Annotated in this window: 25 protein-coding genes; 10 read left to right on the top strand and 15 right to left on the bottom strand. The window is 61.0% G+C overall.

Translation table 11 applies throughout. From position 1 onward, the window contains the following. The 9 genes from ACEW8Q_RS03515 to ACEW8Q_RS03475 all read left to right on the top strand — a co-directional run bounded on the left by ACEW8Q_RS03515 (position 1) and on the right by ACEW8Q_RS03475 (position 8,600). The gene (locus ACEW8Q_RS03515) at positions 1 to 1,047 is read left to right on the top strand and encodes an extracellular solute-binding protein (protein ID WP_373502668.1); all 1,047 of its coding nucleotides are present in this window, start codon (positions 1 to 3) and stop codon (positions 1,045 to 1,047) included. A 71-nt stretch (positions 1,048 to 1,118) separates the two neighbouring features. After that, complete coding sequence (locus tag ACEW8Q_RS03510) at positions 1,119 to 2,339, top strand: mandelate racemase/muconate lactonizing enzyme family protein (protein WP_373502667.1); 1,221 nt, start codon at positions 1,119 to 1,121, stop codon at positions 2,337 to 2,339. A 14-nt stretch (positions 2,340 to 2,353) separates the two neighbouring features. After that, a complete protein-coding gene (locus ACEW8Q_RS03505) occupies positions 2,354 to 3,409 on the top strand; it encodes an ABC transporter ATP-binding protein (RefSeq protein ID WP_373502666.1) in 1,056 nt (351 codons plus the stop codon). Next, on the top strand, positions 3,381 to 4,253 hold the full coding sequence (locus ACEW8Q_RS03500) for an ABC transporter permease (RefSeq protein ID WP_373502665.1): 873 nt from the start codon (positions 3,381 to 3,383) through the stop codon (positions 4,251 to 4,253). Before ACEW8Q_RS03505 ends, ACEW8Q_RS03500 begins: the two co-directional genes overlap by 29 nt. Continuing rightward, entirely contained in the window at positions 4,250 to 5,059 is an 810-nt protein-coding gene (locus ACEW8Q_RS03495) for an ABC transporter permease (RefSeq protein ID WP_373502664.1), read from the top strand. Before ACEW8Q_RS03500 ends, ACEW8Q_RS03495 begins: the two co-directional genes overlap by 4 nt. A 1-nt stretch (position 5,060) precedes the next feature. Then, positions 5,061 to 5,849: an SDR family NAD(P)-dependent oxidoreductase gene (locus tag ACEW8Q_RS03490; protein WP_373502663.1), complete on the top strand. Its 789-nt coding sequence runs from the start codon at positions 5,061 to 5,063 to the stop codon at positions 5,847 to 5,849. Positions 5,850 to 5,858: 9 nt separating this feature from the next. Continuing rightward, positions 5,859 to 7,016 (top strand): mandelate racemase/muconate lactonizing enzyme family protein, encoded by a 1,158-nt coding sequence (locus ACEW8Q_RS03485; RefSeq protein WP_373502662.1) that lies wholly within the window; start codon positions 5,859 to 5,861, stop codon positions 7,014 to 7,016. A 192-nt stretch (positions 7,017 to 7,208) separates the two neighbouring features. Further along, complete coding sequence (locus tag ACEW8Q_RS03480) at positions 7,209 to 7,457, top strand: hypothetical protein (protein WP_373502661.1); 249 nt, start codon at positions 7,209 to 7,211, stop codon at positions 7,455 to 7,457. A 288-nt stretch (positions 7,458 to 7,745) separates the two neighbouring features. Beyond that, on the top strand, positions 7,746 to 8,600 hold the full coding sequence (locus ACEW8Q_RS03475; RefSeq protein WP_373502660.1) for a hypothetical protein: 855 nt from the start codon (positions 7,746 to 7,748) through the stop codon (positions 8,598 to 8,600). 593 nt (positions 8,601 to 9,193) lie between these two features. Here the strand turns inward: ACEW8Q_RS03475 and ACEW8Q_RS03470 are convergent. From ACEW8Q_RS03470 to ACEW8Q_RS03460, 3 genes are read right to left on the bottom strand one after another with little or no spacing between them, the layout of a single operon-like run. Continuing rightward, positions 9,194 to 10,105 (bottom strand): NAD(P)-dependent oxidoreductase, encoded by a 912-nt coding sequence (locus tag ACEW8Q_RS03470; protein WP_373502659.1) that lies wholly within the window; start codon positions 10,103 to 10,105, stop codon positions 9,194 to 9,196. Positions 10,106 to 10,135: 30 nt separating this feature from the next. Further along, positions 10,136 to 11,023, bottom strand: coding sequence for a phytanoyl-CoA dioxygenase family protein (locus ACEW8Q_RS03465; RefSeq protein WP_373502658.1), 888 nt, complete (start codon positions 11,021 to 11,023; stop codon positions 10,136 to 10,138). A 25-nt stretch (positions 11,024 to 11,048) separates the two neighbouring features. Then, the gene (locus tag ACEW8Q_RS03460; protein ID WP_373502657.1) at positions 11,049 to 12,002 is read right to left on the bottom strand and encodes a phytanoyl-CoA dioxygenase family protein; all 954 of its coding nucleotides are present in this window, start codon (positions 12,000 to 12,002) and stop codon (positions 11,049 to 11,051) included. Positions 12,003 to 12,169: 167 nt separating this feature from the next. Here ACEW8Q_RS03460 and ACEW8Q_RS03455 point away from each other — a divergent pair, with 167 nt between their 5' ends. After that, positions 12,170 to 13,366 carry a mandelate racemase/muconate lactonizing enzyme family protein gene (locus tag ACEW8Q_RS03455; protein WP_373502656.1) on the top strand — a complete coding sequence of 399 codons (1,197 nt, stop codon included), beginning with the start codon at positions 12,170 to 12,172 and terminating at the stop codon, positions 13,364 to 13,366. Positions 13,367 to 13,378: 12 nt separating this feature from the next. Here the strand turns inward: ACEW8Q_RS03455 and ACEW8Q_RS03450 are convergent, their stop codons facing one another. The 12 genes from ACEW8Q_RS03450 to ACEW8Q_RS03395 all read right to left on the bottom strand — a co-directional run bounded on the left by ACEW8Q_RS03450 (position 13,379) and on the right by ACEW8Q_RS03395 (position 25,596). Next, on the bottom strand, positions 13,379 to 14,974 hold the full coding sequence (locus tag ACEW8Q_RS03450; RefSeq protein WP_373502655.1) for a TRAP transporter large permease subunit: 1,596 nt from the start codon (positions 14,972 to 14,974) through the stop codon (positions 13,379 to 13,381). A 74-nt stretch (positions 14,975 to 15,048) separates the two neighbouring features. Then, complete coding sequence (locus ACEW8Q_RS03445) at positions 15,049 to 15,654, bottom strand: TRAP transporter small permease subunit (protein ID WP_373502654.1); 606 nt, start codon at positions 15,652 to 15,654, stop codon at positions 15,049 to 15,051. Between the two features lie 70 nt (positions 15,655 to 15,724). Continuing rightward, positions 15,725 to 16,750 carry a TRAP transporter substrate-binding protein gene (locus tag ACEW8Q_RS03440; protein WP_373502653.1) on the bottom strand — a complete coding sequence of 342 codons (1,026 nt, stop codon included), beginning with the start codon at positions 16,748 to 16,750 and terminating at the stop codon, positions 15,725 to 15,727. Between the two features lie 425 nt (positions 16,751 to 17,175). Further along, positions 17,176 to 17,511, bottom strand: a complete 336-nt coding sequence (locus ACEW8Q_RS03435; protein WP_373502652.1) for a hypothetical protein — start codon at positions 17,509 to 17,511, stop codon at positions 17,176 to 17,178. A gap of 67 nt (positions 17,512 to 17,578) precedes the next feature. Then, on the bottom strand, positions 17,579 to 18,583 hold the full coding sequence (locus ACEW8Q_RS03430) for a substrate-binding domain-containing protein (protein ID WP_373502729.1): 1,005 nt from the start codon (positions 18,581 to 18,583) through the stop codon (positions 17,579 to 17,581). A gap of 69 nt (positions 18,584 to 18,652) precedes the next feature. Next, positions 18,653 to 19,675, bottom strand: a complete 1,023-nt coding sequence (locus tag ACEW8Q_RS03425) for an ABC transporter permease (protein WP_373502651.1) — start codon at positions 19,673 to 19,675, stop codon at positions 18,653 to 18,655. A gap of 3 nt (positions 19,676 to 19,678) precedes the next feature. After that, complete coding sequence (locus ACEW8Q_RS03420; protein ID WP_373502650.1) at positions 19,679 to 21,172, bottom strand: sugar ABC transporter ATP-binding protein; 1,494 nt, start codon at positions 21,170 to 21,172, stop codon at positions 19,679 to 19,681. Positions 21,173 to 21,265: 93 nt separating this feature from the next. After that, on the bottom strand, positions 21,266 to 22,138 hold the full coding sequence (locus ACEW8Q_RS03415) for an NAD(P)-dependent oxidoreductase (RefSeq protein WP_373502649.1): 873 nt from the start codon (positions 22,136 to 22,138) through the stop codon (positions 21,266 to 21,268). Beyond that, positions 22,135 to 22,614, bottom strand: a complete 480-nt coding sequence (locus ACEW8Q_RS03410; RefSeq protein WP_373502648.1) for a gluconokinase — start codon at positions 22,612 to 22,614, stop codon at positions 22,135 to 22,137. The genes ACEW8Q_RS03415 and ACEW8Q_RS03410 overlap by 4 nt, the downstream gene beginning before the upstream one ends. Before the next feature lie 24 nt (positions 22,615 to 22,638). Further along, positions 22,639 to 23,403 (bottom strand): SDR family oxidoreductase, encoded by a 765-nt coding sequence (locus ACEW8Q_RS03405; protein WP_373502728.1) that lies wholly within the window; start codon positions 23,401 to 23,403, stop codon positions 22,639 to 22,641. 17 nt (positions 23,404 to 23,420) lie between these two features. Continuing rightward, complete coding sequence (locus ACEW8Q_RS03400) at positions 23,421 to 24,452, bottom strand: L-idonate 5-dehydrogenase (protein ID WP_373502647.1); 1,032 nt, start codon at positions 24,450 to 24,452, stop codon at positions 23,421 to 23,423. A 145-nt stretch (positions 24,453 to 24,597) separates the two neighbouring features. Beyond that, positions 24,598 to 25,596 (bottom strand): LacI family DNA-binding transcriptional regulator, encoded by a 999-nt coding sequence (locus ACEW8Q_RS03395; protein WP_373502727.1) that lies wholly within the window; start codon positions 25,594 to 25,596, stop codon positions 24,598 to 24,600. Between the last annotated feature and the right edge of the window lie 364 nt (positions 25,597 to 25,960).

The following is a 25,960-nucleotide window of genomic DNA, read 5'->3' as shown; positions in this document are numbered from 1 at the left end:
ATGAAGAGCTTATCAAAGATCAATCGCCGGACTTTTCTGAAGGGAACCGCGGCCACTGCCGCCGCCAGCATTTCTGCCCCAGCGATCGTGCGCGCAGCCGACCGCGAGCTTCGCATCCTGACATGGGAGGGTTACGCTGGCCCCGAGTGGCTCGACAAGTTCAAGTCCGACACAGGAGCGACAGTCAACATCGTCTATGCGGGCTCCGCCGACGAGATGTTTGCGAAGATGCAAGGTTCGCAGGCCGCCGACTTCGACCTCGTGTCCTTCGATACGTCACTCTTCCCGCGCTACGTCGATGCCAAGCTCATACAGCCAATGGACCAATCAAAAATCCCCAATATCAAGAACATTGCGCCTGAGTTTGCAGATGTGAAGGCGGTGATGCGGGGACAGGATCGCTATGGCCTGCCCTTCGCCTGGGGCTCGCTGCCACTGGTCTACGATACGGCAGCATTCCCGGCAGCACCTGAATCCTGGGAAGTCATGTGGGATGAGCAGTACGCCCAGCAGATGCTGTGGATGGACGATGCCAACAACTCCATCACCCTTGCTGCGCTTATCGTGGGAGCAGCCAATCCCTATCAGCTGACCGATGAGGATTTCGCGAAGATCAAGGAGAAGCTCATTGCGCAGAAGAAGCTGTCTCTCAGCTACTATGCCGGCTTTGACGACGGGGTGAATCTTTTCGCACAGAACGGCATCAAGCTGATGTTCTCAATGGGAGAGCCGCAGGTTCCGACACTGGTCAAGAAAGGCATTCAGGCGGCACTCACCATCCCCAAGGAAAAGGCGGTTGGCTGGCTCGATTGCTGGGAGTTGTCCGCCGGCGCCAAGGATGTCGATCTCGCCTATGCCTGGATGAATGCCTGCATGGACAGCGCCGTCGGCAAGATCCTGACCGAGAAGAACGGCTATGGCAACACGACAAATGTAGACGTGAACAAGACGGCGGGAATGACCTACGGCGACAAGCTCTCCTGGCTGGAAACGGCGGAGAACTACGAGAAGCGGGTGGCTGTGTGGAACGAGATCAAGGCCAGCTGACCTGAAAACGTGACCGATAAACAGAGGGCCGGAGACTTTCTCCGGCCCATTTCGGCCTTACTGGAGTTGCCATGCCTCTGCACACCATCTCACCTATCCTGAAATCAGCTCCGCCGCGTTTGAAGATCACGGATATCAAGTGCCATGTGCTCCTGGCGCCAGATTTCGACGTCACGTTCACGTCCTCTGCGCAGGACAGCCTCGTCGTCGTCATTCACACGGATGGCGGCGTGAGCGGCGTCGGCGAATGCGATGCCAATCCCTGGATGGCAAAGGCCTGCATCGAGGCGCCGGGCACCCACACGATGGGCCTGTCGATCAGGGACATGCTGATCGGAGCCAATCCCTTCGAGATCGGCGAGTTGTGGCGGAAAATATACCTCGGCACGGCGATGAACGGCCGGCGCGGCATGGTCATTCATGCTTTGAGTGCCGTTGAAATGGCGCTCTGGGACCTTTGCGGCAAGGCCATGGGACAACCCGTGCACGCTCTTCTCGGCGGCGCCACGCGCAAGTCGATCACGCCCTATGCATCCTTGCAGCCGGCCGGCGGCCGCTTCGAGGAATATCGCGACGCCCTCTGCCTGTCTGCCGAACGCGCCAAGGCCCTGGGCTTCAAGGCCATGAAGACTGAAGTCACCATGAACGGCCCCTATGCCCACAATGGCATGCGGGAAAGCTATGACCGGCACACGGAGGTGCTGGCGGCAGTTCGCAAGACGATCGGCCCCGACATCACCCTCATGGTCGACGTCCAGTACTTGTGGGAGGATGCAGAGACCTGCCTTTCGGTGATCAGGGACTGGGGTGAATTCAACGCCTATTTCCTCGAAACACCGCTTTGGTCGGACAACGTCCACGAGATGGCGAAGCTCGTGGAACGGGCGCCCATGCCGATTGCCTTCGGCGAATGGCTGGCCACGCGCTTCGAGTTCGAAGAACTCATGGATATCGGCAAGGTCCAGGTGGCCCAACCGGACGTTGGCCGCGTTGGTGGCATCGGCGAAGCAAAGATCGTGTGCGATATGGCAAAAGACCGTGGCCGGACCATCGTTCCGCATTGCTGGAAGACCGGGATATCCATTTCCGGAACGGCCCATCTCGCCTTCGTGACAAATCATTGCGCCTTTATCGAGTATCTTCCGCCACAGCTCTGCCATGAGCGCCTGCGCCGGGAACTTGCGCATGAAGAGCTGGTCCTTGATGCCGATGGCACCATCCCCCTGCCGGTCAAGCCCGGCCTCGGCGTGGAGGTCGATTGGGACGTGGTCAAGCGCTATACTGTCGCCTGATCCGGTGGACGGCAATGGGCCTTGAACTGCAAGAGGTGACGAAGCGCTACGGCATGCATGAGGTGCTGCATCCCCTTTCGCTGTCCGTTGGAGGCGGCGAGTTCCTGACGCTTCTGGGTCCGTCGGGATCGGGAAAGACAACTGTGCTGCGGCTCATCGGAGGGTTTACCGAGGCTTCATCGGGTCAGATCCTGTTCGATGGTAAGGACATCAGCCAGCTTCCCGCCAACCGGCGCCCCTTCAACACCGTGTTTCAGGACTATGCGCTCTTTCCCCACATGACTGTGCTGCAGAACGCCGGCTATGGCCCGCTGGTGCAGCGCCGCACAGGTGATGACACGCGAAAGCTCATCGACGAGACGCTCGACATCGTCGGACTGAGTGGCCTTCGCGACCGATATCCGGCGCAACTCTCGGGAGGCCAGAAGCAGCGGGTGGCGCTCGCGCGTGCCATCATCTGCCAACCCAAGGTCATTCTTCTCGATGAGCCGCTCGCCGCTCTCGATGCGACATTGCGCAGGCAGATGCAGGTGTTCCTCAAGCAGATCCAGCGGCGCATCGACACGACCTTCGTGTTTGTCACGCATGACCAGGACGAAGCCATCACCATGTCCGACCGCATCGTCGTCATGAACCTCGGGCGCATCGAACAGGTGGGCACGCCCAGGGACCTCTACTTCAGCCCGCGCACCCACTTCGTGGCGGGTTTCTTCGGCGACAACAACCTGATCTCCGGAACCGTATCGGATTCCGCGCATGTCGACTCTTCGCTCGGTATTCTGCGTGTCGCAGAACTTTCCGGCCTCAAGCGAGGTGAAAAGGTTCTGCTTGGCATTCGGCCAGAGGCCCTAAAACTCGGCAATGGGCCTGTCTCCATTCCAGCCGTCGTCACCGACAGCATGTTTGGTGGCGCGCTCACCAAGCTTCTGCTTCGTCCCACGCTGGACCAATCGGTGACTCTTGATGTCCGGCTGTCCGGAACAGACCGCGGATCAGCGCCGGCTCCAGGGGATTTGGTCAGTGTCACCTATGATCCGGCAGATGCCGTCGTCATTCCGGATCGAGGCTGAGATGTCGAACGCGGCGACGAGATGGTTGATCTTTCTTGCCGTCGCAATCGTGCCCCTGGGTTTCATCGTGGCACCGATTGCCAGCTTCCTGCTCCTGTCTCTGTTTCGCGCCGAGAAGAGCGTGATCATTCGCGAGGCGACACTCGACAATTATGTGAATTTCTTTTCCAATTGGACCTATGCCGGTACATACCTCGGCACGCTCGCCTTGTGCCTTCAAGTGATGCTGGTCTCTCTGGTGTTGGGCTATCCCATTGCCTGGTTCATCTGGCAGCAGAGAGGCTCGCGGCGCTACCTTCTGCTTCTGCTTGCCGTCGTTCCGCTCTTCATGAGCTACATCGTGAAGCTCTATACGCTAAGGTCCATGCTCGGGTTGAACGGACTGGTGAACCAGTTGCTGCTCGGCATGGGCGCAATCGACAAGCCGAGCCAGATCTTCCTCTTCAACCAGCGGGCCGTGCTGATCACCATGGTCATGATCTACCTGCCTTTCGTCATCCTGCCGATCTTCCTCGCGCTCGAGCGAATTCCGAAATCGCTGTTAAACGCCTCGATCGACCTTGGCGCCAGCGCATGGGACACATTCCGCCGCATCGTTCTGCCGCTCTCGCTTCCCGGCACCATCGGCGGTGCGCTCTTTGCCTTCGTCCTGGCGCTTGGAGACTTCATCACGCCGCAGATGGTCGGGGGGACCACCGGGTTCACCATTGGAAGGGTGATCTACTCTCAATTCGGCCTTGCCTATGACTGGCCTTTCGGCGCCGCCATGGCAGCCATTCTCTTTGCAACTTCACTGGCCGGGATCATTCTGGCCGGAATGGCCGTGAGCCGGCAACGCGTATGACAGTGCAGAGCGGCGGACAGAAGATTGCAGTCTGGGTGACAGGAACACTGACCGTCATTGTTTTCGTGCTTCTCTATGCCCCGGTCTTCATCAGCATGCTGTTTTCGCTTGTCGAGATCAGAAGGGGCAAGATCCTTTGGGAGACGCTCAGTTTCAGCCCCTATGTCACGCTGTGGTCGAACACCAGTGTCATCGATGCCCTGACCAACACGGCGATCGTGGCGATCATCTCGGTCATTGTCGCCTCGGTGCTGGCCGTCATCCTTGCGCTTTACACGGAGCGGGAGGGAGCAATTGGCAAGAGGGCACTTGAGCTCACCATCTACCTCCCCTTTCTTTTGCCACCCATCGTGACAGGGCTCGCCCTGCTTGTTGCTTCGGCCGAGATGGGCTTGAACCGTGGCCTTGCGACCGTGGTGCTGGGCCACGCGATCTTCGTTCTTGCCGTGGCCTACCGGCTGGTGCTCACGCGGTTGCAAGCCTTGCCACGTTCACTGATCGAGGCCTCTTTCGATCTGGGGGCGAGCCGTTGGCAGACCCTGCGCTACGTTCTGATGCCGCACCTTGCATCAGCCGTGATGACTGGGGCCGTCCTTGCGCTCACGCTCTCCTTCGACGAAACCCTTATCAGCACTTTTGTCGCCGGCGACCGGATGACGCTTCCCCTTCGCCTGTGGGCGATGATGCGCGTTGGTTTTACACCTGAGATCAATGCGCTCGTGACGGTCGTTCTGCTGATCACCATTGTCTTGGCAGTCATTGTTGCCTGGCGCATGAAACCCAAGGGCACAACCGAGGAGGACTGACGTGAGCAACGGCAAGAGACTGAACGGCCGCGTGGCGGTGATCACAGGCGCCGCGCAAGGCATTGGCTTCGGCATCGCGGAGCGCCTTGCCTCCGAAGGTGCCCTCACGATACTGGCGGATATCAAGATTGGAGTCGCAACCGCAGCCGCTCAAAGACTTGTCGAGCAGGGGTATAAGGCCGAGGCGCTTGCCGTCGATATCGGTGACGATTCATCGGTTGCAGAATTGGCACAGGCTGTCGACTGCAATCATGGGCGCTGCGAAATCCTCATCAACAATGCCGCGATTGGGGCTGATACCCACATCGAGACAATGAAGATGGAGGAGTACCACCGCATCGTCAGTGTCAATCAGGATGGAGCCGTGCGGATGGCCATGGCCTTCGTGCCATTGATCAAGAAGGCCGGAGAAGGACGCCGCATCGTCAATGTCGCGTCGATCCAGGGATTGCGCGGCTGGCCGAACCAGCTTGCCTACGCGACCGCCAAGGGCGCCGTCGTCAACTTCACTCGCGCTCTTGCCTGCGATCTCGCTCCCTACAACATCATGGTCAACGCCATCGCACCGGGCTTCGTCGATACGCCCATGTCGATTCTGCCGGATGGGTCACACGAATACGACTCGGACTGGTTCCGCGATATTTATGTCAAGTATGGCCGTATTCCATTGCGGCGCTTCGGCAGCCCTGCCGATATGGCTGGCCCCACTTTCTTTCTCTGCTCCGACGATGCCCAATATGTCACCGGCCAAATCCTGAGCGTCGACGGCGGCGCATCTGCAACATTCTGAGGACATGCAATGACACTCGAGAAACTGCGCATTCGATCCATAATTGCCGCACCGCTCATGGGAGACAGTCCAAAGGGCGGCTGGTCAGCCGAGATCCGGCCTGATGATTCTGTCCATGCCCTGATCGCCGTGCACACGGAAGAAGGCATCACCGGATATGGCAGCGTCTTCACCAACGGCGGATTGGTCGAAGCCGCACTCAAGGTGCTTGAACCTCTTTATGTGGGCGAGAATGCGCTGGAGCCCGAGCGGGTGACGGAGAAGCTCAACCAGAACAGTTTCTGGATGGGACGAGGCGGAACCTTGACCCACACGATCAGCGGGATCGACATCGCGCTCTGGGATATTCTTGGCAAGGCGCTGGGCCAGCCCGTCGGAAGACTGCTGGGCGGCATCTATCGCACGAAGGTCAGGCCATATTGCTCGCTTCTCATGGAAGAGCCCGAGCAGATGAAGGCCGTCCTGGAGCCCTTCGTTGCGCAAGGCTTCCGGGCTTTCAAGATCGGCTGGGGGCCTTTTGGGCGACGCGGAAACGCAAGGCTGGACGAAGAAATCGTGCGCGCCGCCCGTGAAGCAGTTGGCGAGGATAGCCAGCTCTTCATCGATGCCGGTGCAAGCGATGCCTACTGGCCGAATGGACTGAAGTGGGCCTTGAATACTGCGGAGATGCTCCGCGACTACGATGCCGGCTGGTTTGAGGAGGCCCTGAAGCCCGATGCCATCGACGACTTCTGCGAACTCCGCCGCCAGAGCCCGGTGCCTATTGCGGGCGGCGAGGTGCTGACCCGCAGGCAGAGCTTCCTGCCGTTCCTGCAGCGTGGCGCTTTCGATATCGTCCAGCCCGACGCCACAAAAGTTGGCGGCATATCCGAGCAGCGGCGCATCGCCTGGCTGGCAGAGGAGTTTGGCGTCAAATACATCGGCCATGGCTGGAACACGGCAATTGGCGTGGCCGGCGATCTGCAGATTTCTGCTGCGATGCCACACGCGGACGTCGTCGAGTTCATCGGTGGCAGTGCCTATGTCGATGGAATTCTGACCGAGCCATTCAAGCTCGATTCCGGGGGTTATCTCGAGATCCCGATGAGGCCGGGCCTTGGTGTCGACCTCGACCCGCAGAAGGTCGCGCGATACTCACCCAATGCAGCAGCGTTGTTTTCGAGCTGACCTGATCATTCTTCAGCTGAAGCGAGGATCTGGCATTTCGTTGTATGTATCAAGCCTTCAGAGCGGAGGCATTGGCATAGGTGGGCAGCTTCGGGCCTGTGACTGTTGCGCTGATGATTTTTTCCGACTTCATCATTGCCAACTCGTGACAATCCTGTGCCCCTTATGACGTTCATTTTCTGGAAACACTGAATGCCGATCAGCCACCTCGCCATGACAACGTCTGAAGCATGGATGACCATCAGGCCGGAGAACGAGCAGCATTTCGAGCAAAAATGGGCTAACCCTGAATTGCCGTGCATGGAGTATCGCTCGTCGCCCCGCCTCGCGGAGTGGCTCGGGAGGCACGGCTTTGAACTCGAGCGCCTGGTTGGCGGAATTCCTACAGCATTCGCTGCGCGACTGGGGGCCGGCGCCGGCCCGGTCATCGGATTCTTGTGAGAATATGACGCGCTACCGGGTCTCGGCAACACTGCAACGCCGAGTCGCCAAGGAACGGGACAGTTTGCGGGCCATGCATGCGGGTACAATCACATCGGTCCTGCCAACGCCGGCGCCGCGATTGTTGCAGCAATGATCTGCCGCAAACTCGATATCTCCGGAGATATCCGCGTCATTGGTTGCCCCGCAGAAGAAATCCTCTGAGGCAAGATCACTCTTCCAAGGGCTGGGGTCTTCCATGGCATCGCCATCATCCTGACGTCACAGGGCGATTATCAGACAGGCGCATTGTCCCGCCAGTATCAATGGGTGACATCCGGCGAACTCGTGTTCAGCGGGGAGGCTGGCCATGGAGGTCAGCAAAGCCACAAGAATGCGCTCCTCGTCGCAGGGCAGGTCGTCGTCTACGGGGAGAAGATTTGTACGGAAGTGTTCCCGGATATACGGCTGGGGCATGTTCTTCGCCGCGCCGGCATCATGCCATCAATCATGCCTCCCGAAGCGCGTGTCTGGTTCACGACGCGCGGCTATGACTTCAAGACGACACAGGATGCCTACGCTGCCATAGTGACAGCAGCTAACAGAATTGCTCGAAAAGGAGGCGTTGCCTTCCCGGAGCAGTTCGTCTCCGAGACCCGAGGTAACCTGCCGAACAACACGATTGGCAGAACGCTGTTCGACGTCATGTCGTCATTCGGACCGGCGCAATGGCCGGAGTCCGACCTCGAGTTCATGCGGTCACTGGTGGCGAACTGCTCACCCGGCGCCGAGATGAACTTGGACGGGAACAGCCGGTATTTCGACGCCGGTGAGGACTATTACGGCCAGGATGACGGCGAAGTGAGCTGGCGCATTCCGTTAGGCCGGGTAAACTGGGCCTATCCCGACGAAATCCCGATCCACCACTGGGCATGGACGGCGCTGTCGGGTCATCGCTGCAGTTACCGAGGTCCGCTTCTGGCATGCAGGACGTTGGCAAAGGCAGCCCTCAGACTTCTCACGTCACCGGCTATCATTGACGCTGCCCAAGCTGAACTGAAGGAACGTACGAAGGCCGTCGCACTTGCGGAGCCGCGACTTGGGGCATACGAGGTCCTCACCAAGGATCCGCAAGCATTTTGGGATGCAACATGGGTGAGTTGATGCCGCCAAAGACATTGGAATGGCGCGGGCTTGTTCCTTTGTACCGGCTTCCCTGTTCAGCGCCAAAGCGATCCCTGATACCTTCAAGAAATTCCCTGTTATCTTGCGCTGGGAATTTTGCGCCAACCCACTGGATTTTCGAAATGTTTACGGGATCGGATAGCCGCCAAGAGGCTCAATTTTCCGAATATTCCCTGTATTTTCCTTGTTATCGGCGATTTCAGGCCCGAAACGGGTTCGTCACAGACTGCGTCCGCCACCATCCAGTCTCAGACGAACGCACAGTTCTCTGGTCACACCCAAAGAGATCCGACATTCCCGCGACTTACTCAGTTCGCGTGGCGGAATTGCAGTTCTCGGCCTTGTCTCGTGCTTTCGAAGATGTACCCTCGAATCCATATCTCGATTTCGTCGGGACGGGTTCTTCAGTTGTTCGGTTCCTGCTGAATTGATCGAGCAGAAGCAGCTGCACACTTGAGGCGACCACCAGGAATTCAGGTTTGCGGCCACTTCAGCCGAGACTGACCTGGCGCAGTCGACGCCGGGCTATCACATGCCGGCGGTGTGGCGTCATTCGGAAGCCAGGCTCGCCATCAACCCTGGCTTGGCCCGCGCTTGCCGTCGTTGAACAGGTCGGCGAAGAAGTCGACCATTTCGGAAACCATGCGGTCTCCGTAGCCATGCGCCAGCGCCAGGCCCAGGGCCTGACGCGCGGGGCTGGACATCAGGCTTTCGGCCCCGGCGCTCTCCGCCATGCCGGCATAGTAGCCAACGTCCTTCCGCGCATTGCGGATTGAAAACGCCAGCATGTCCGGCTTGCCATCCACCGCATATGCCTTGACGAAGTCCATCATGCCGGAATGCAACGGGCCAGCCGACATCACATCATATAGCTTCTGGCGGTCGACACCCGTCTTGTCAGCCATGGCAAAGGCTTCGCACATGGCATTGGCCACCGTCATGCCGAAGAAATTGTTGATCAGCTTGATGGTGTGGCCCGAGCCCAAGGCACCGAGATGAAACACGTTTTCACCCAGATCCTGCAGCACGGGCTTCACCTTGGCGAAGGCCGCTTCGTCGCCTGCGCACATGATGTTGAGTTTGCCTTGCAGGGCATGGGTGGGCGTGCGGCCGAGCGGCGCATCGAGATAGGTGGCGCCTGCGTTCCCCAATACCTCGCCGATGGCTCGCGTCGATGCCGGCAGCGATGTTCCGAAGTCGATCACCACGGCGCCGGCGCGAACCCCGGCGATCACTCCGTCTGGCCCATACATGCGGGATTCCACCGAGGCCGACGTATCCATGCACAGCATCACGATGTCACTCGCGGCGGCGACCTCGCGGGCCGTCTTCACCTCGATGGCGCCGCGTGCGACGGCGGCATCGATGCGTTGACGCGACCGATTGGCGACGATCGTGACCTGGTAGCCCAGCGACTGCAGCCGTTCGACCATTGCCGATCCCATGAGGCCAAGGCCGATGAATCCGATTGCCGGTTTCGCCATTTCGATATCTCCACTCAATTGGGCCACCGCCTATCCGGCGGTTGAAAAAGCCTTGTTCTTCAGACCCTTCTGAAGCTCATAGATCGACGTATATTGCCGTTGCGGCGGCGGCTGGGGAATGCGGACCGCCACATTGGCCAGGCGCGGCCCAAGCGTTGGGGCTCCGCACAGCATGCGGCGATCATATTCCGCAATGGACTCGAACGTCGTCAGCGACCCCATGATCGGGAAGGCATCCGCAGCCATCATCTCGTAGAACAGCAAGCGCCGGTCGCGGCTTGATGTGTTGACGGCGGAGCCATGAACGATATGGCCATGATGAATGGTGATCGACCCCGCCGGACCGGTCAGCTTCACCGCCTCGGCCACGTCGAAGCCGCTGGCGGCAAAGTCCATCGCGCCGATGAACACGCCGTCCGCATGATGGTCATGAACCGGGCCCTTGTGCGAACCGGGAAACACCATCAGCGGTCCGTTCTCATCGCCCATGTCGTCGATCAACACGCCGACCGCCAGCACGCTGTCGTTGGTGTGGGGATAGAAGGCGAAATCCTGATGCCACTCGACGGCGGCGCCATAACCGGCAGACTTCATGTTGAGCTTGGTGTTATGCAGCCGGATGTCGGGCCCGATGAGATCGCGCACTGGCGCCAGGATGGCATCCGAGCGCAGCAGGCCGTTCATCACGTCGCTGATGGTGTGGGGCAGCTTGATACGGCGGACGCGCGGCCGGTCGGGTGTGTGGCTGTCCTCTAGGTCAAGCCGTTGGTTGGACGCGGTCATGCCGCGCGCCTCATCCTCGAAGCGGGCGATTTCCGCCCGAATGGCCGCGATCACCGGCTCCGGCACGCGGTTCTCCACGACCAGATAGCCATTGGCATCGTAGAAGTCGGCTTGCGCTTGGCTCAGGACTTCCATCGCCCCGTCTCCTTGTCGAACAGGCTCACGCGCAGGCTGGCGCGTCCGACGTCCACCGATGGTTGGCGATATGGGGCTGCACGGCCAGCGTGGCGCGCGCCTGCTCCCACATCGAAAGCCACTTGCGCCAGTCCTTCAGTTCGCTGGCGGGATTGGCGCGGCTTCTCGCCACGAAGGCCGGAAAATGGGCACGGCCCGTTGGTTCGCCGGTGCGGTTGTAGCGGATGTCGAAGGACCAACGGAAGCCATCGGTGAGATTGGCGCGCGAGGCATGCGGGACCAGTGGGTGGAAGACGATCATTCCGCCGCTCCTGACCGTCAGCGGGACCGCCTGGCTCTCGTCGATCAGGCCATCGGCGATTGACGTCTGCCGCTTCGGGCAGTGCGGCAGCATGCCGGCCCGATGAGCGCCGGGCACCACCACCATGCATCCATTGTCCAACGTCGCATCGGATATCGCGCACCAGACGGTGACCATGCTGGTGTGGTCGGCATCCTCATGATGGACGCCGCGGTCCTGATGCCAGTCGGTGACCGTGACATGACCGCGGGCCTCGTCGGCAGCCACGACCGCCGACGGCGGCTTGATGCGGACATGCTGAATCGGATTGGAGGTGATCTCCGGCCCGATCAGGCTTTCGACCACATCGAGCAACCGGCGATTTCGCAACAGGTCGAACACCGCCGGGCCAAAATGCATCGGCGAGTTGGAGGAGATGCGGTCGCCGGGGAGCGAGATGTCCATCGGCTGGAACCAGTCGCAGCCAGCCTTATGGGCGGCCAGCAGCTTGTCGTGGAATCCCATGCCATGGGGTGGCGCCTTGAGACGGCCCTCCCGGTGCCAGCCGTCATAGAGTTCGTCCATCAGCACCGCATATTCCCGGCGGATAGGTTCAATCACCTCCACCTCGTCGATGACATCCTCGATGACAAGATAACCGTTCTCGTTGAACGACTCGATCTGTTCCCGCGTGAGCATCCTGCTCCTCTCTCGCATCCATCCGATTTGTTGCAGCCTGGATAAGGAAGCTTCTGATATCACGGGCGCCGGCTGCTGTAACCGCCCGTTTTGACATGGCAGATTGGTGGCTTTCATCTTGCGGGATCGTCTGCCCCGGCTACAGTCGGCCACACCGGGAGGCCGACATGACCGAAATCGCATCCATCAGGACGTTGAGACTGGACGAATTTCCGAACCTCTTGTGGGTTCTTGTCAGGGACGCGGATGGAAATGAGGGGTTGGGCGAAACCTTCTTCGGTGCCCGCGCCGTCGAGGCCTATATCCACGAAACGGCCGCGCCGAAACTCATCGGAAAACCGGCGGACCCGGAACCCTCGCGCGTGGCGCTCGTCCCCTATGCCGGGCATCAGGCGGCCGGTGCCGAAGTTCGCGGCCAGTCGGCCATCGACATCGCCCTGTGGGACCTGAAGGGCAAACGCAGCGGCGAACCGGTGTGGCAGGCGCTTGGCGGGCGCTGCCGCGAGACGATCCGCACCTACAACACCTGTGCGGGCTACCAGTATGTACGCTCGGCCGAGGGCCAGACCTCGGCCAACTGGGGAATCGGCAATCGGGCGAACGGACCGTATGAGGACCTCGAAGCCTTTCTCACCGATGCCGGGGCACTGGCCAGAAGCCTTCTGGCCGAGGGAATCTCCGGCATGAAGATCTGGCCCTTCGACCGCTACGCCGAACGCTCTGGTGGCCAGTCGATCCTGCCGGCGGAACTGGAGGAGGGATTACGGCCGTTCCGCCAGATCCGCGATGCGGTGGGCAATGCCATGGACATCATGCTGGAGATGCATTCGCTGTGGAACCAGCCGGCCGCGCTGCAGATCGCCGAAGCCGTGGCACCCCTGGGAGTATACTGGATCGAGGACCCGGTGCGCATGCAGGGCGTCTCAGCACTTGCCGACTTCCGCCGCCGCTGTCCGATCCGCGTGACGGCGTCCGAGACCATTGCCGGGCGGCACCAGTTCCGCGAGTTGCTGGCGGCCGATGCGGCCGATATCATCATGCTCGATCTTGGCTGGTGCGGCGGGATCACCGAAGGCAAGGCCATTGCCGCGCTGGCCGACAGCTGGCACCGGCCGATAGCTCCCCACGATTGCACCGGGCCCGTGGTCTATGCCGCATCCTGCCATTTGTCGGTCCACGCCGCCAACACGCTGATCCAGGAAAGTGTGCGCGCACTCTATACAGGCTGGTATTCCGAAGTGTGTGATGGGCTGCCGGTGGTCGCCGATGGCACGGTGAAGCCGGCAGAAGGGCCGGGCCTCGGCATCAGCCTCAAGCCAGGTGTCCTTCAGCGGGCCGATGCGTCGGTGACCGAAAGCCGGTGAGCGACAAGACCTTCACCTGAAGAGCATCGTCAGTTCCGGGAAGAACAGCACCAGCGTCAGCACGATGAGCTGGATCGTCATGAAGGGCATGAAGCTGCGGAAGATGGCAGGAAGCGTGATGTGCGCCGGGGCCACCGACTTCAGGTAGAAGGCGGCGGGGCCGAACGGCGGCGACAGGAATGACACCTGCATGTTGACGCAGAACAGGATGCCGAACCACACCGCAACGAAGCTGTGGGCATCGGCAAGCGGCGCGAAAAGGCCGATTTCCTCGGGCGGCAGTTTCAACACGATGGGCAGGAACACCGGCATGACGAGAAGCACGATGCCGACCCAGTCCATGAAGGCGCCGAGAAACAGAAAGATGATCATCATCACCAGCAGGATACCGAGGGTTGGCATTTCGGCGCCGACGATCAGGTTGGCGATATAGGTTGGGCCGCCCGCAATGGTGTAGGCGCCGGCCAGCGCCGTGGCGCCGAACGTCACCCAGATGATGGTTCCCGTCGAACGGAAGGTCCGCATCATGGCATCGCGCACGAGCTTGTACGAAAATTCACCGCGGATGATGATCAGGATCAGCACCGCGACGGAGCCCATGCCTGCCGCCTCGGTGATGCCGGTGACGCCGCCATAGATCGAACCAAGCACCACGACAACCACGATCATCGGGGCGATCAGGCCCTTGCTCATGTCCCAGGTGTCGCGGACAGTCTTGGCACCGAAGGCGAGCCAGGGCAATGCCAGGCCGCCTGCGAACATCACGCCGTAGATCGCCACGCTGGACAGCCCATAGGGCGTGTAGTCGTCCGGCTTCAGCACGCCGAACGCGTTCTGCGTCTCGATCATCAGCGCGTGCGCCAGAGCCATTCCACCCCAGCCGCAGATGATCCACAGGACGAAGGTTGCCAAGGCGCGCTTCTTTTCCGCCGGCGGCATGTCATCGGCGCTTGGTTCAGGCAGCGGCGCCAGCCCGGGATCGAGCCTGGTGCGCACGATGATGTAGACGATGTAAGCCGCGCCCAGAATGAAGCCGGGCACGAACGCGCCCTTGAAGAGGGCGTCGATCGACGTTTCGGTGATCAGGCCATACATGATCAGCACGATCGACGGCGGGATCATGGTACCAAGCGAGCCCGATGCGCAGATCGTGCCGATGGCTAGGTTCTGGTTGTAGCCCAGCCGCAGCATCTGCGGCAGCGCAATGAGACCGAGCAGAACGACTTCACCGCCAATGATGCCCGACATTGCGGCCATGATGATGGCCATGATCGCCGTGACGATGGCGATGCCGCCACGGGTGCGGCTGAGCCACCGGGTGAGGCTGTCATACATGTCACGCGCGATGCCCGATCGCTCCAGCAAGGTGGCCATCAGGATGAACAGCGGAACCGAGATCAGTACGTAGTCGGTGCAAAGCCCGTACATGCGCTGGGCGAGGATATTGAGCGGGCCGGTCCCGAACTGGCCGAACAGCAGGTCCGGACCGAACTTCATCACCATCACCACGACGGCAAGGAAGCCGGACGCGAAGCCCAGCGGCATGCCGATGGCCAACAGCGCCAGCATACCGACGAGCACCACGATCGAAATCGTACCGATATCCATATTCCCCACCCTGTTTTATTGCCGGCCGTTCTTCTATCGCGTCGGCCGTTTGTGTCCGTCCCGTTTGGTGCCGGCTATTGGGCCTCGCCGCGCTTGTATGAAGCGGCGTCCCTGGCCTCGAGTTCTTCTTCGATCTTGCGGAGGGCCTCCACGTCGATATCGATCTCGTCGAGCGGGCTGTGCGCGGCCTCCGTCCGGTTCCAGTCGGTGAACAGATTGGAAATCGCCTGCAGAGCGGTCAGCACCAGTACGCAAAGAATCAAGGGTTTGATCGTCGCCGGGAGTGGTGGATCCCAGGCCGTGCCGAAACGCTCCCAGCGCATCAGCTTGGCCATGGCCTCACCAAAGCCGCCCCAGATCACGGCAAAGACGAAGATCAGCAGCATGGCAAGCGAGATGATGTCGAACGTGTGCCGCAGCCATTTCGGCACCGCGTCATAGATCAGGGTGATGCGGATGTGGCTGCGCTGCTGCATGGCATAGAGGCCGGCCAGCAGATAGACGGCGCCAGCGATCCACAGTGAGAGTTCGTTCGCCCACAGGGTCGGACTGGCGAAGATATAGCGCATCAGCACTTCGATGCTCATCACCACAACGATAACCACCGGCAGGACCATGGCGATCCGGCTTAGTGTCCAGTTGAACAGATCGATGGGACCCGTTCTTTCATGCTCAACCAAGGCCGCCTCCCCGCTAACCCCTGTCTTGAATGAGAGCGGCGGGCCGTCGTCCGGCCCGCCGCGGTCGCGGCTATTCGATCAGCAGACCGAGTTGCTTCAGGTAGGACTTGTGGCTGGCGACCAGGGCTTTTGCCTCGTCGGTGCTTGCGAACTCGTCCCAGGTGGATTGGGCCGCCGCATGGAAGGCCCGCCGGTCATCCGCACTCCAGTCGTAGATCGTGACCCCGCTCGTCTTGAGCTTGGCGGCCGCTTCGTTATTGGCCTTGTCGCCGCCCAGCGCCTGCCGCAAGGCGAGCTTCTCCATGGCGACTTCCATGATCCGGCGGTCCTTTTCGGGCAGCGCCTCCCATTTCGCCTTGTTGCAGGCGAGATGGTCGGACGGCATCGAATGGAACCCCGGATGCGTGGCATGCTTGGCGATGTCGTAAAGGCCCATTCCGGTATTGTTCGCCAGAATCGAAGCATCGGCACCGTCGATGATGCCGGTCTGAAGGGCCGTGAAGACTTCCGTGAAGTCCATCACCACCGGCTTGGCGCCGAGTTTCTCGAAGATCTTGGTTTCCATGCCCGGAGGCGAACGGAACTTCCAGTCCTTCAGTGCGTCGATGCCGGCAATCGGCTTGGTCGAGGACAACGCCTCCTGCCCCACGACCCACCAGCCGATGAGCTGCATGTCGTACTTGTTGTAGAGTTTCTGCGCTTCGGCCATGCCGCCGCCCAGCAGAAGCCAACTCAGCTGCTGGTACGGCGTGTCGTAGCCGCCCATGATGTCACCGACGAACTGGAATGCGGCGTTCTTCCCGGTCTGGTAGGCGCCGCCGGTCATGTCGCAATCGAGAATGCCCGACGAGGCAGCGTCAAAGGTTTCGACCGACTTCACCACCGAGGACGAATAGAACATCTCGATCTTGATGTCGCCGCCGGACATCACCTGGACGTCCTCGACGAACATGGCGGCGTTTTTGCCGGACAGCGTTTCCGGTCCGTAGTGCGTCTGGATACGCAGCGTCGTTTCGGCCGAAGCCGCCGATGCGAAAAGCATTGCCGCCGCGGCGGCCACTCCGACATGAAGTGTCCTGGACAGTTTATTGAGCATGGTTTCCTCCCTTATTTGCTCATTTATGGCCTCGCCGATTGCTGACGAGCTTATGCTGGCGGTTGTGCCAGATTGTTTTTGCCGGCAATTGCTGTGCCGGAATTTTTTTAGGACGTTCCCCTTATTCGGCCTCTCGCCGGCTTGCCATTGTCTCAAATAGCACACTTGCGCCGACCAAGTTTACTCGATCAAAGACTCTCGACTGCTCTCCCCGGTGACGCAATCTACACTTCAGACCGCTCATCGGGGGTGCAGCAAGACCACTTTGTCACGCCAAACGACATTTGTCAGGCAAAAGCTGCGCACGAAATGGAAGAAATCATCTGGCGGTCCATCGTGCGGACAGTTTTCACAGGCTGACCCGCTGATGCGCTTGGCAACATGGCCAGGGTGACTGGTTCCTGCAGGCGCAGGTGGACTGCGTCTCAGGACAGCGTCACGTCGTGCGCGGCTTCGAAGACCGTATGGAAGATCCGGCCTTCGAACATCTTGACGAGTTCGGCTGTCTCAGCGCGGCTTTTCGCTCGGACCTCCGATTTCAGGGCTTCATCGATTGCTGCCTGGCTCGGGTAGCTTATCGCCAGTACCATGGCGTAGTGCGGCTGCTCAGTATCGGAGTCCTGCTGGCGCAGGACGCGGACTTCCCCGGCACCCGGAAACTGCGTCCACAGCGGCACGAGCCGGTCTTTTACAAAAGCCGCGAAGGCGTATTCACAACCGGGCTTGACCTTGCCTTCAAAGAAGGCACAGCGAATGAACATGAGTGTAACCTTGTGTTGCGGGCGCAACCGAAGCTGCGCCCGTGATTGTCTTGATGATATGCGGAGCTCACTTGCCCCAGATCTTGGCGTAGGCGTCGCGGTAGCCGTTCTGCGGATCGAACTGGTTGCTGTCGCCCGAAGCCTTGAGGCCCTCTTCCGTCACCAGTGCAGGCGCGGTGATGTAGCCCGAACAGGCCTCGCCCTGAACGGCGCGGTTAAGCTCGTCGACGAGCTGCCAGCCTTGCAGGTTGAGAGGTTCTGCAACGGTCACTGCCTGATACTGCCCGGTGCGGATGCGCTGGAAAGCGGCTTCCGAACCATCGCCTGCCGAGCCCGCCTTGGGGTTGGCCTTGCCATCGACGCCGGCTGCCGCAAGAGCCGGTCCCATGAAGTCGAAGTAGAGATCGTTGATGGCGAGGGAATGCGTCCACTTCTCGCCGTGCGTTTGCAGCAGCGTGGTGGTGAGCGGGCCCATGCGGCTCGACGTCTCCGCAATCGGCGTATCCACCCACTGAAGCACCGTGCCGCCGTTACCCTCGATGATTTCCTTCATCTTGGCGGCCTTCAGGATGGCGATCGTGTAGGTCGAGTCGGTGAAGATCACGACGCCCGGCTTGCCGCCCGCATCGTTCAGTGCCCACTCGGCGGCCTTCTTCGAAACATCCATCGCATCGGTCGAGACATTGGCGAAGATGCCGCCCGGCGCGTCGCAACCGATCTTGGGGCCCGAATGCCACGAGACCATGGGGATCTTGGCGGCGGCAACGCCTTCGAGCGCTGCCTGCTGCTCGGCTGCATCGAAGCCGTTGATGACGATGCCGTCAGGCTTCAGCGTGAGGGCCTGTCCGACGGCCGCCGCACGGCTTTGCACCGAGCCCGCGCCATCGAGCACCTTCACTGTCCAGCCGATCTTCTTGGCGGCTTCCTCGATGCCGGTGGTGACGCCCAGAATGCCGCCGTTCTTCATGTCGGCGGCGAGCACGACGATGGTCTTGCCCTCAGCCGCCTTGGGACCTGATGTGGGGCCGTCAAAGTCTTCGGCAGAAGCTGCGAGGCCGAAGCCCATCAGCATCGTTCCTGCCAGCAGATATTTCATCACGTCACGTTTCAGCATGGTGTTCCTCCCGTTTGCTGTTTTTGGTTATTTGCGTGTGGCGCCCTTGCGCCGCTGGGCATAGCCCGCGATGCCGATGGCGATAAGCAGGGTGACGCCGTTGAACATGGGCTCCACCCAGAACGAGCCGCCGAACTGCTGGATGCCGGAAATGCCGACCGCCAGGATGACGATGCCGATCATGGTGCCCCAGACATTGACGCGGCCTGGCTTGATGGTTGTCGAGCCCAGGAACGCTCCGACGAGTGCGGGCAAAAGATATTCGAGGCCCACGCTCGCCTGCCCGATGCGCAGCTTGGCGGCGAGCAGCACGCCTGCGAGTGCGGTGAAGAGGCCTGACGCGATGAAGGAGCCCATCACATATTTCCGCACCGGAATGCCGTTCAGCGCGGCGGCCTTGGGGCTGGCGCCGATGGCATAGAGATAGCGCCCGATGGGCAGATATTCATAGACGAACCACATGATGAAGGCGATGCCGATCACGTAATACCCGGTGATGGGCAGGCCGAAGACCATGGTGGTGTTGAGCGCATAGAAATTGTCGGGCAAGGCGCCCACGATCTGCCGCCCGCCCGAGTGCCAGAGCGCCAGCGCGTAAAGAATGGTGCCGGTGCCCAGCGTGGCGATGAAGCTGTCGATCTTCGCCACTTCCACCAGCAGTCCGTTGAGCATGCCCATGAAGGCGCCCAGCAGCAGCACGGTGATGACGGCCACAGGCCATGAGAAGCCGTACATTGTCTGAAGCGAGATCGCGAGGATGTGCCACAACACGATGCCATAACCGACGGTCAAGTCGATGCGGCCCGCCGACATGGGGATCATCACGCCGAGCGAAAGGATCAGGATGATCGCCTTGTCGGATATGATGGAGCGCAGGTTCAGAACAGTCGGGAAGGTGTTGGGCAAGAGAACCGAAAACAGCAGGATCAGGAATACGGTCAGTATCACGAGGCCATAGACCGGCACCAGCCTCGCAAGCTTCTGTGCGCCGGAAAGGTCCTTCAGTTCACTGCGTGTCGGTTCGAGTGCATCGGACTGGATCGAGTTCATGGTTCAGGCGGCCTCGGATGCGGATGCGGCATGGATGAGGGACTCCGTGGTCAGCGCGCGCTCGGCGATCTCGGCGACGATCGTGCCGCGCGAGAAGACGAGTGCCCGGTGGCAGATGTGGGCCACTTCCTCGAAGTCGGTTGAAACGACGATGACGGTGAGGCCCGACTTGAGCGCCTTGGCGACCAGCCGGTAGATTTCGAACTTGGCGCCGACGTCGACACCGGCCGTTGGGTCTTCCGCGATCAGAAGTTTCCGGCCCGTCGCGAGCCAGCGGCCCACGACGACCTTCTGCTGGTTGCCGCCGGACAGGGCCTCGACCGCGAGTGATGGATCATTGGGCCGCAAGCCCACATCCTCGCCGATGCCCAGCGCGCGGGCAGCTTCGGCAGACGGCGAGAGAATGCTCATCAGCGTGCGGCCGATGGACAAGGGATTGAGGAACATGTTCTCGCGGATGGAAAGTGCAGGCGCCACGCTTTCCTCGGTGCGGTCGCGGGCGATGAGTCCCACACCCTGCCGCAGGGCGGCCTGGGGAGACGACATGTCCAGCGCCTTGCCATCGAGCACTACCGCGCCTGAAGACGGCAACGCACCGAACAATGCGCGGGCAATCGCCTCCTGGCCTGCGCCCCGCAAGCCGACGAGGCCGAGGACTTCTCCCTCGAAGGCAGAGAACGTCACCGGTCCTGCGTCTTCAGCCGAGAGATCCTTCACACGCAGCGTCTCGCGGCCACGGTTGAGCTTGGCGCGGACATAAAGATCCTTCACCTCACGCCCGACGATCATGCTGACGAGTTCGGAAGGGTTCGTGTCCTTCACGGGCTTGGCACCCACCAGCTTGCCATCGCGCAGCACGGCCACGCGGTCGGCAATGCGGAAGATTTCATCCAGCCTGTGCGAAACATAGATCATGCCGACGCCGCGCGAGCGGAGATCGCGCAGCACGATGAACATGCGCTCGACTTCATCGGCGGGCAGGCTTGCGGTTGGTTCATCCAGCACCAGAACATCGGCTTCCGCTGCCAGCGCGCGGGCGATGGCGACGAGTGATTTTTCCGTGCGGCTCAGACTTTGAACACGGCGTGACGGATCGAAGTCGCAGCCAACCTTCGCCAGCGCTGCAACGGCACGCGCTTCGGTCTTGCGCCAGTCGATTGCAGGCCCACGCATGGAATAGCCTTGGGCCAAGCCCACATTCTCGGCAACGGACATCCATTCGACCAGTCCCAGATCCTGATGGATGAAGGCGACGCGCTGCTTTTCATTGGGTTTCGGCGGGCGGTGCACATAGGCCTCGCCCTTGAACAGGATGCGGCCTTCATCGGGCGTGTAGATACCCGCGAGGCTCTTGATGAGAGTGGATTTGCCGGCGCCATTTTCACCCAGCAATGCAAGCACCTCGCCCTGATCGAGATGCAGGCTCACGTCGCGCAAGGCGGTGGTGCCGCCAAACCGCTTGGTGATGCCTTCAAAGCTGATGAGGCGCTCGCTCAACCATTTCTCCCACAAGCGGAGACCTTGGCTGGCCCCTCTGCAATGTTATCGATAACATCGTGACCCGCATTTCAGCTCGAGTCAACAGCAATCTCATTTTCCGTCGAGCAGGCGCATGGCCTCCGCGTTATCCTTTGGCCCCAGCCCCATGGCAATCAGGATGCGGTGCAAGTCGGTGACGGCGCTGGTGATCGGCAGGGGCGTTTTCGTCTTCAACGCAAAGGCCTGGATCGAATCGAGATCCTTCAGCATGTTGCCGAGACTGCCCGTCGGCGCGAAATCACGCGCAGCAAACTTCGCCATGAACTCCTGCATGATGCGGCCATCGGCCCGGCCACCCGCGAGGGCTGCCGGTATGCGCTGCGGATCGACACCGCCGGCTTCCGCCAGCTTCACCGCCTCTGCCACCGCCTGAAAGGCCAGCGCGCAGAACAGCTGATTCACAAGCTTCGTCGTCTGCCCCGCGCCGGACCCGCCCATCAGCGTGTAGTTGGCGGAGAGGTCCTTCATCACAGATCGCGCGCGTTCGAAATCGGCCTCCTCGCCACCCGCCATGATGGTGAGCTTGCCCGTCAGCGCGCCCGGCATGCCGCCCGACAAGGGGCAATCGACCCAGGCCATGCCGGTCTGCGACTTGAGGCGCGATGCCATTTCAGCGGTTGCGGCAGGATCGATCGATGACATGTCGATCAGCAGCTTTGATGCATCGGCAGATGTTGCAATGCCGTCAGCGCCGAACACCGCCTTGTTGACGATGTCCGCGTGATTGAGACTGAGGATCACAAAATCCGAGAGCGCGGCAGCCTGCGCCGGGCTGCCCGCTGCACGCGCGCCCTTTTCCATGAGTTGCGCCACCTTGGCGTCATCGATGTCGAATACGGCAAGATCGTGCCCACATTCCAGGAGCCTTGCGCCGATGGCCTGCCCCATGATGCCCGCGCCGATGAGGCCGATCTTCTCAGTCATGCGAACTCCTGCAACAGCCATGCGCCTGCTTCGGCGGCGATCTCTTCAACCGGCCTCGCGATATCGAAGGCGCGGGCACGTTCGTCAGGCCCCGGACGCTCCAGTGTGGCGAGCTGGCTCGCCAACAAGGACGGCGGCATGAAGTGGCCTTTGCGCGCTGCGATGCGGCGTTCGAGAAGCTCCCGGCTGCCGTCGAGAAACACGAAAGCGACCGGACGCCCCGCCTTGGCCGCGATATGTTCGCGATAGGCTTTCTTCAGCGCGGAGCATGATGCGATCCTGCCGCCATCACCCTGCAGCGCCTCGCCAACAGCACCGAGCCAAGGCCATCTGTCATCATCGGTCAGCGGAATGCCAGCCGACATCTTCTCCACATTGGCCTTGGGATGCAGACGATCGCCTTCGGTGAAAACCGCGCCCAGACGTTCCGCCAGCATTTCGCCGACCGATGTCTTGCCGCAGCTTGCAACGCCCATGACGATTGCGGCGCCCCTGAACATCTACAGTACGGAGGTGATGCCGCCATCCACATAGAGGATGTGGCCATTGACGAAGGAGGATGCGGGAGACGCAAGGAACACCGCGGCGCCGATCAGCTCATCCACCGTGCCCCAGCGCCCGGCCGGTGTGCGCTTTTCGAGCCAGGATGAGAATTCGGGGTTATCGACCAGCGCCTGGTTGAGCGGCGTCTTGAAATAACCCGGTGCGATGGCGTTGATCTGCAGCCCATGCTTCGCCCAGTCGGCGCACATGCCCTTGGTCAGCATCTTGATGGCGCCCTTGGTGGCGGTATAGGGCGCGATGGTGGGGCGGCCCAGTTCGCTTTGCACCGAACCGATGTTGATGATCTTGCCCGTCCCTCGCGCGATCATGCCCTTCGCCACGGCCTTGCCCACGATGAAGGCACTCTCGACATTGACGCGCATCAGCTCGCGCCATTTCTCCAGCGGATAATCCTCCAGCGTGGTGCGGAACTGCATGCCCGCATTGTTGACGAGAATGTCGATGGCGCCGAACTCGCGCGTGATCGCCTCGACGCCTGCCGTCACCCCGGCCTCGTCCGTCACGTCGAATGCAGCGATGGATACTGACATGCCTTTCGCGGCAAGCGCGTCTCTCGCTGCTTCAAGCTTGCCGCCGTCGCGGCCATTGATGATGACGCGGGCACCGGCAGCACCCAGTCCCTCGGCCAGCGCGAGGCCTATGCCCTGGCTCGATCCCGTCACCAGCGCCACACGGCCTGACAGATTGAAAAGCTTCTCGATCATGCCCGTCATCTCATTCATCCAAACGCGATTTGAACTTTCATCGCCCTGCTGCGATCGTTCGCCAGCTCGAAGCCTTTCAGCGCCTCTTGCAAGCTAACCGTTTCGGAGATCAGGGGCTTCACGTCGATCAGCCCTTTCTGCATCAGGCTGATGGCGGTTGCATACTCATGGTGGAAACGGAAGGAGCCCTTCAGCACCAGTTCCTTTGCCGTGATCTGCATCATGGGAAGCGTCATGTCGCCGCCAAGGCCCAGCTGCAGGATGGTGGCGCCGGGCCGCAGCACGGTGATGGCGGATGTCAGCGCGGCCTGTGCGCCTGAACATTCGTAGAGCACGTCGAATGTCCCTTTCTCAGCCTTGTAGGGGTCGAGCGCATCTGGCGACGCCCCGGTGTTCAATACGATATCGGCTCCGGCCTTCTTCGCCACCGAAAGCGTATAGTCGCTCAGGTCGGTGGCGACGATCAGGTCCGCGCCCGCACGGCGCGCCGAGATGATCGAGAGCACGCCGATGGGTCCGAAGCCCGTCACCAGAACCGACTTGCCAAGAAAATCGCCGGCGCGTCGCGTGGCGTGGAGCGTCACTGCGAGTGGTTCGGCCATTGCGGCTTCACCGGGTGACAAGCCGTCGGCGGGAACGCACTGGCTGGCATCGGCAACGAGCGTTTCGCGGAATGCGCCCTGAATGTGGGGGAACGGCATCGCCGAGCCATAGAAGCGCATGTTGAGGCACTGGTTGAACATGCCCTCGCTGCAATACCTGCAACGGCGGCACGGCCTCGATGGCGACACTCCGACAAGCTGCCCGATCCGCAGGCCGTCTACGCCCTCGCCAAGCGCCGTCACATGACCCGCCACCTCGTGGCCGAGGATCATCGGCTCCTTCAGGCGAATGGCGCCGAAGCCACCGTGATTGAAATAATGCAGGTCGGAGCCGCAGATGCCGCCCCTCGCAAGCTTGACCACCACCTGTCCATTGCCAGGCGCATCAGCCTCGTGGTCTTCGATGCGCAAATCTTTTGCGGCGTGAATGACGATTGCTTTCATGACTTTCTTTCAGCGCTGGTGGCGGCAACGACCGGATGGCAAGGCAGGCCAACGGCTATTTGCGCCTCATTCCCACATTTTGTTATCGATAACATCAAATAGCCTGGCATATTTGTCCAGCGGATTTTCACAGGGCCGAAAGTGATCATGCACTTTCACGTGCGATCACCTCGTAGTCGGTGATGACGGTTTCGGCGGCGATGGGCTTGCGGGCCCGCTCCCCCTCAATCGCTCGAAGCAACAACTCGCCAGAGCGCCTGCCGATGTCGTAACAATTCACACTTACAGTTGTGATCGCGGGAAAGCTGCAGCTCGAAATCTCGAAGTTGCCGAAGCCGGCAATCGCAATGCGGTCTGGAACGGCGATCCTGCGGCGATTGCACTCCATGAGGGCACCAAATGCGGAAAGGTCCGATACGCAGATCGCGGCCTCGACGTCCGGCCATTGCTCGATCAGGCGCGCAAGCGCCTCGCCTCCCTGCTTCATGGAAATCGGAGGAGTGCCAAACGAGATGATGCGGGTTTCCCTGAGGCCGAGCGCCGCCATGGCCCGCTCATAGCCGAGGCGGCGGTCGGCGCCACGCGTATCGCGGTTGCTGGTGCCTCCAATGAACCCGATCTTGCGATATCCCTTCCCATGAAGATGGCGGACGAGCGCCTCGGCTGCTTCCGCATTCGAGAAGCCGACGACGTGGCGAACGGGCCTGGGCGGAAGGTCCCATGTCTCGATCACCGGAATGCCAGCATTCACCAAGAGCTTTCGCCCCCGGGCTGTGTGCCTGCCGCCGGTGACAACGATCGCCTCCGGCCGGCGGCGGAGCATAGCTTCGATCAGCTCTTCCTCCTTCTCGATCAGGTAATCGGTATAACCGAGCAGCACCTGCAGGCCAGCGCCCTGCAGCGCGTCTGTCAGCCCGCGCGCCGTGTCTGCGAAATTGGAATTGTTGAGGGATGGCACCAGCGCCGCGACAAATCCGGTGCGCTTGGACGAAAGGCTTCCGGCGGACTGGTCCAACACATAGCCCAGTTCATCGACGGCCCGCATGATCTTCTCGCGCGTGCTGGTGGCGATCGATGCGCCGTCACGCAAGGCCCTGGACACCGTCATCGTGGAAACGCCGGCTTTTCGCGCCACGTCGGTCATGGTCGGCGGCGAGGCTTTTGCAAACCTTGTTGCCGCGGGCCGGACAGCCAAAACCCTTCTCCCTTACGGAACCTTGTTATCGCTAACATAGCAGGTCATGCCCGCGAGGGAAGTCAAAACATGTCTTGTGGACAGTTGCCAAGCACCGGATTCGCCATGCCGGTTGGCGATGCGCGCCCATGGTTTCAAGACGATACAGATTGATTGCACCGTCTCGGACAGGTCTACGCCAGCAGCTTCCGCACCGAGTCCTTCCAGCCGGCATACTTCGCTTCGCGTTCAGCCGCCTTCATTTTTGGTGCGAAGCGCACGTCGCGCTTCCAGGTCTTGGCGAACTCCCGAGGCGAAGGCAGCAAGCCCGCCT

The organism is Aestuariivirga sp. (genome assembly GCF_041738905.1).
In the GTDB taxonomy this organism is placed as follows: domain Bacteria; phylum Pseudomonadota; class Alphaproteobacteria; order Rhizobiales; family Aestuariivirgaceae; genus Aestuariivirga.
The sequence above is the reverse complement of the archived record's forward strand: the minus strand, read 5'-3'. Positions and strand labels throughout refer to the sequence as shown.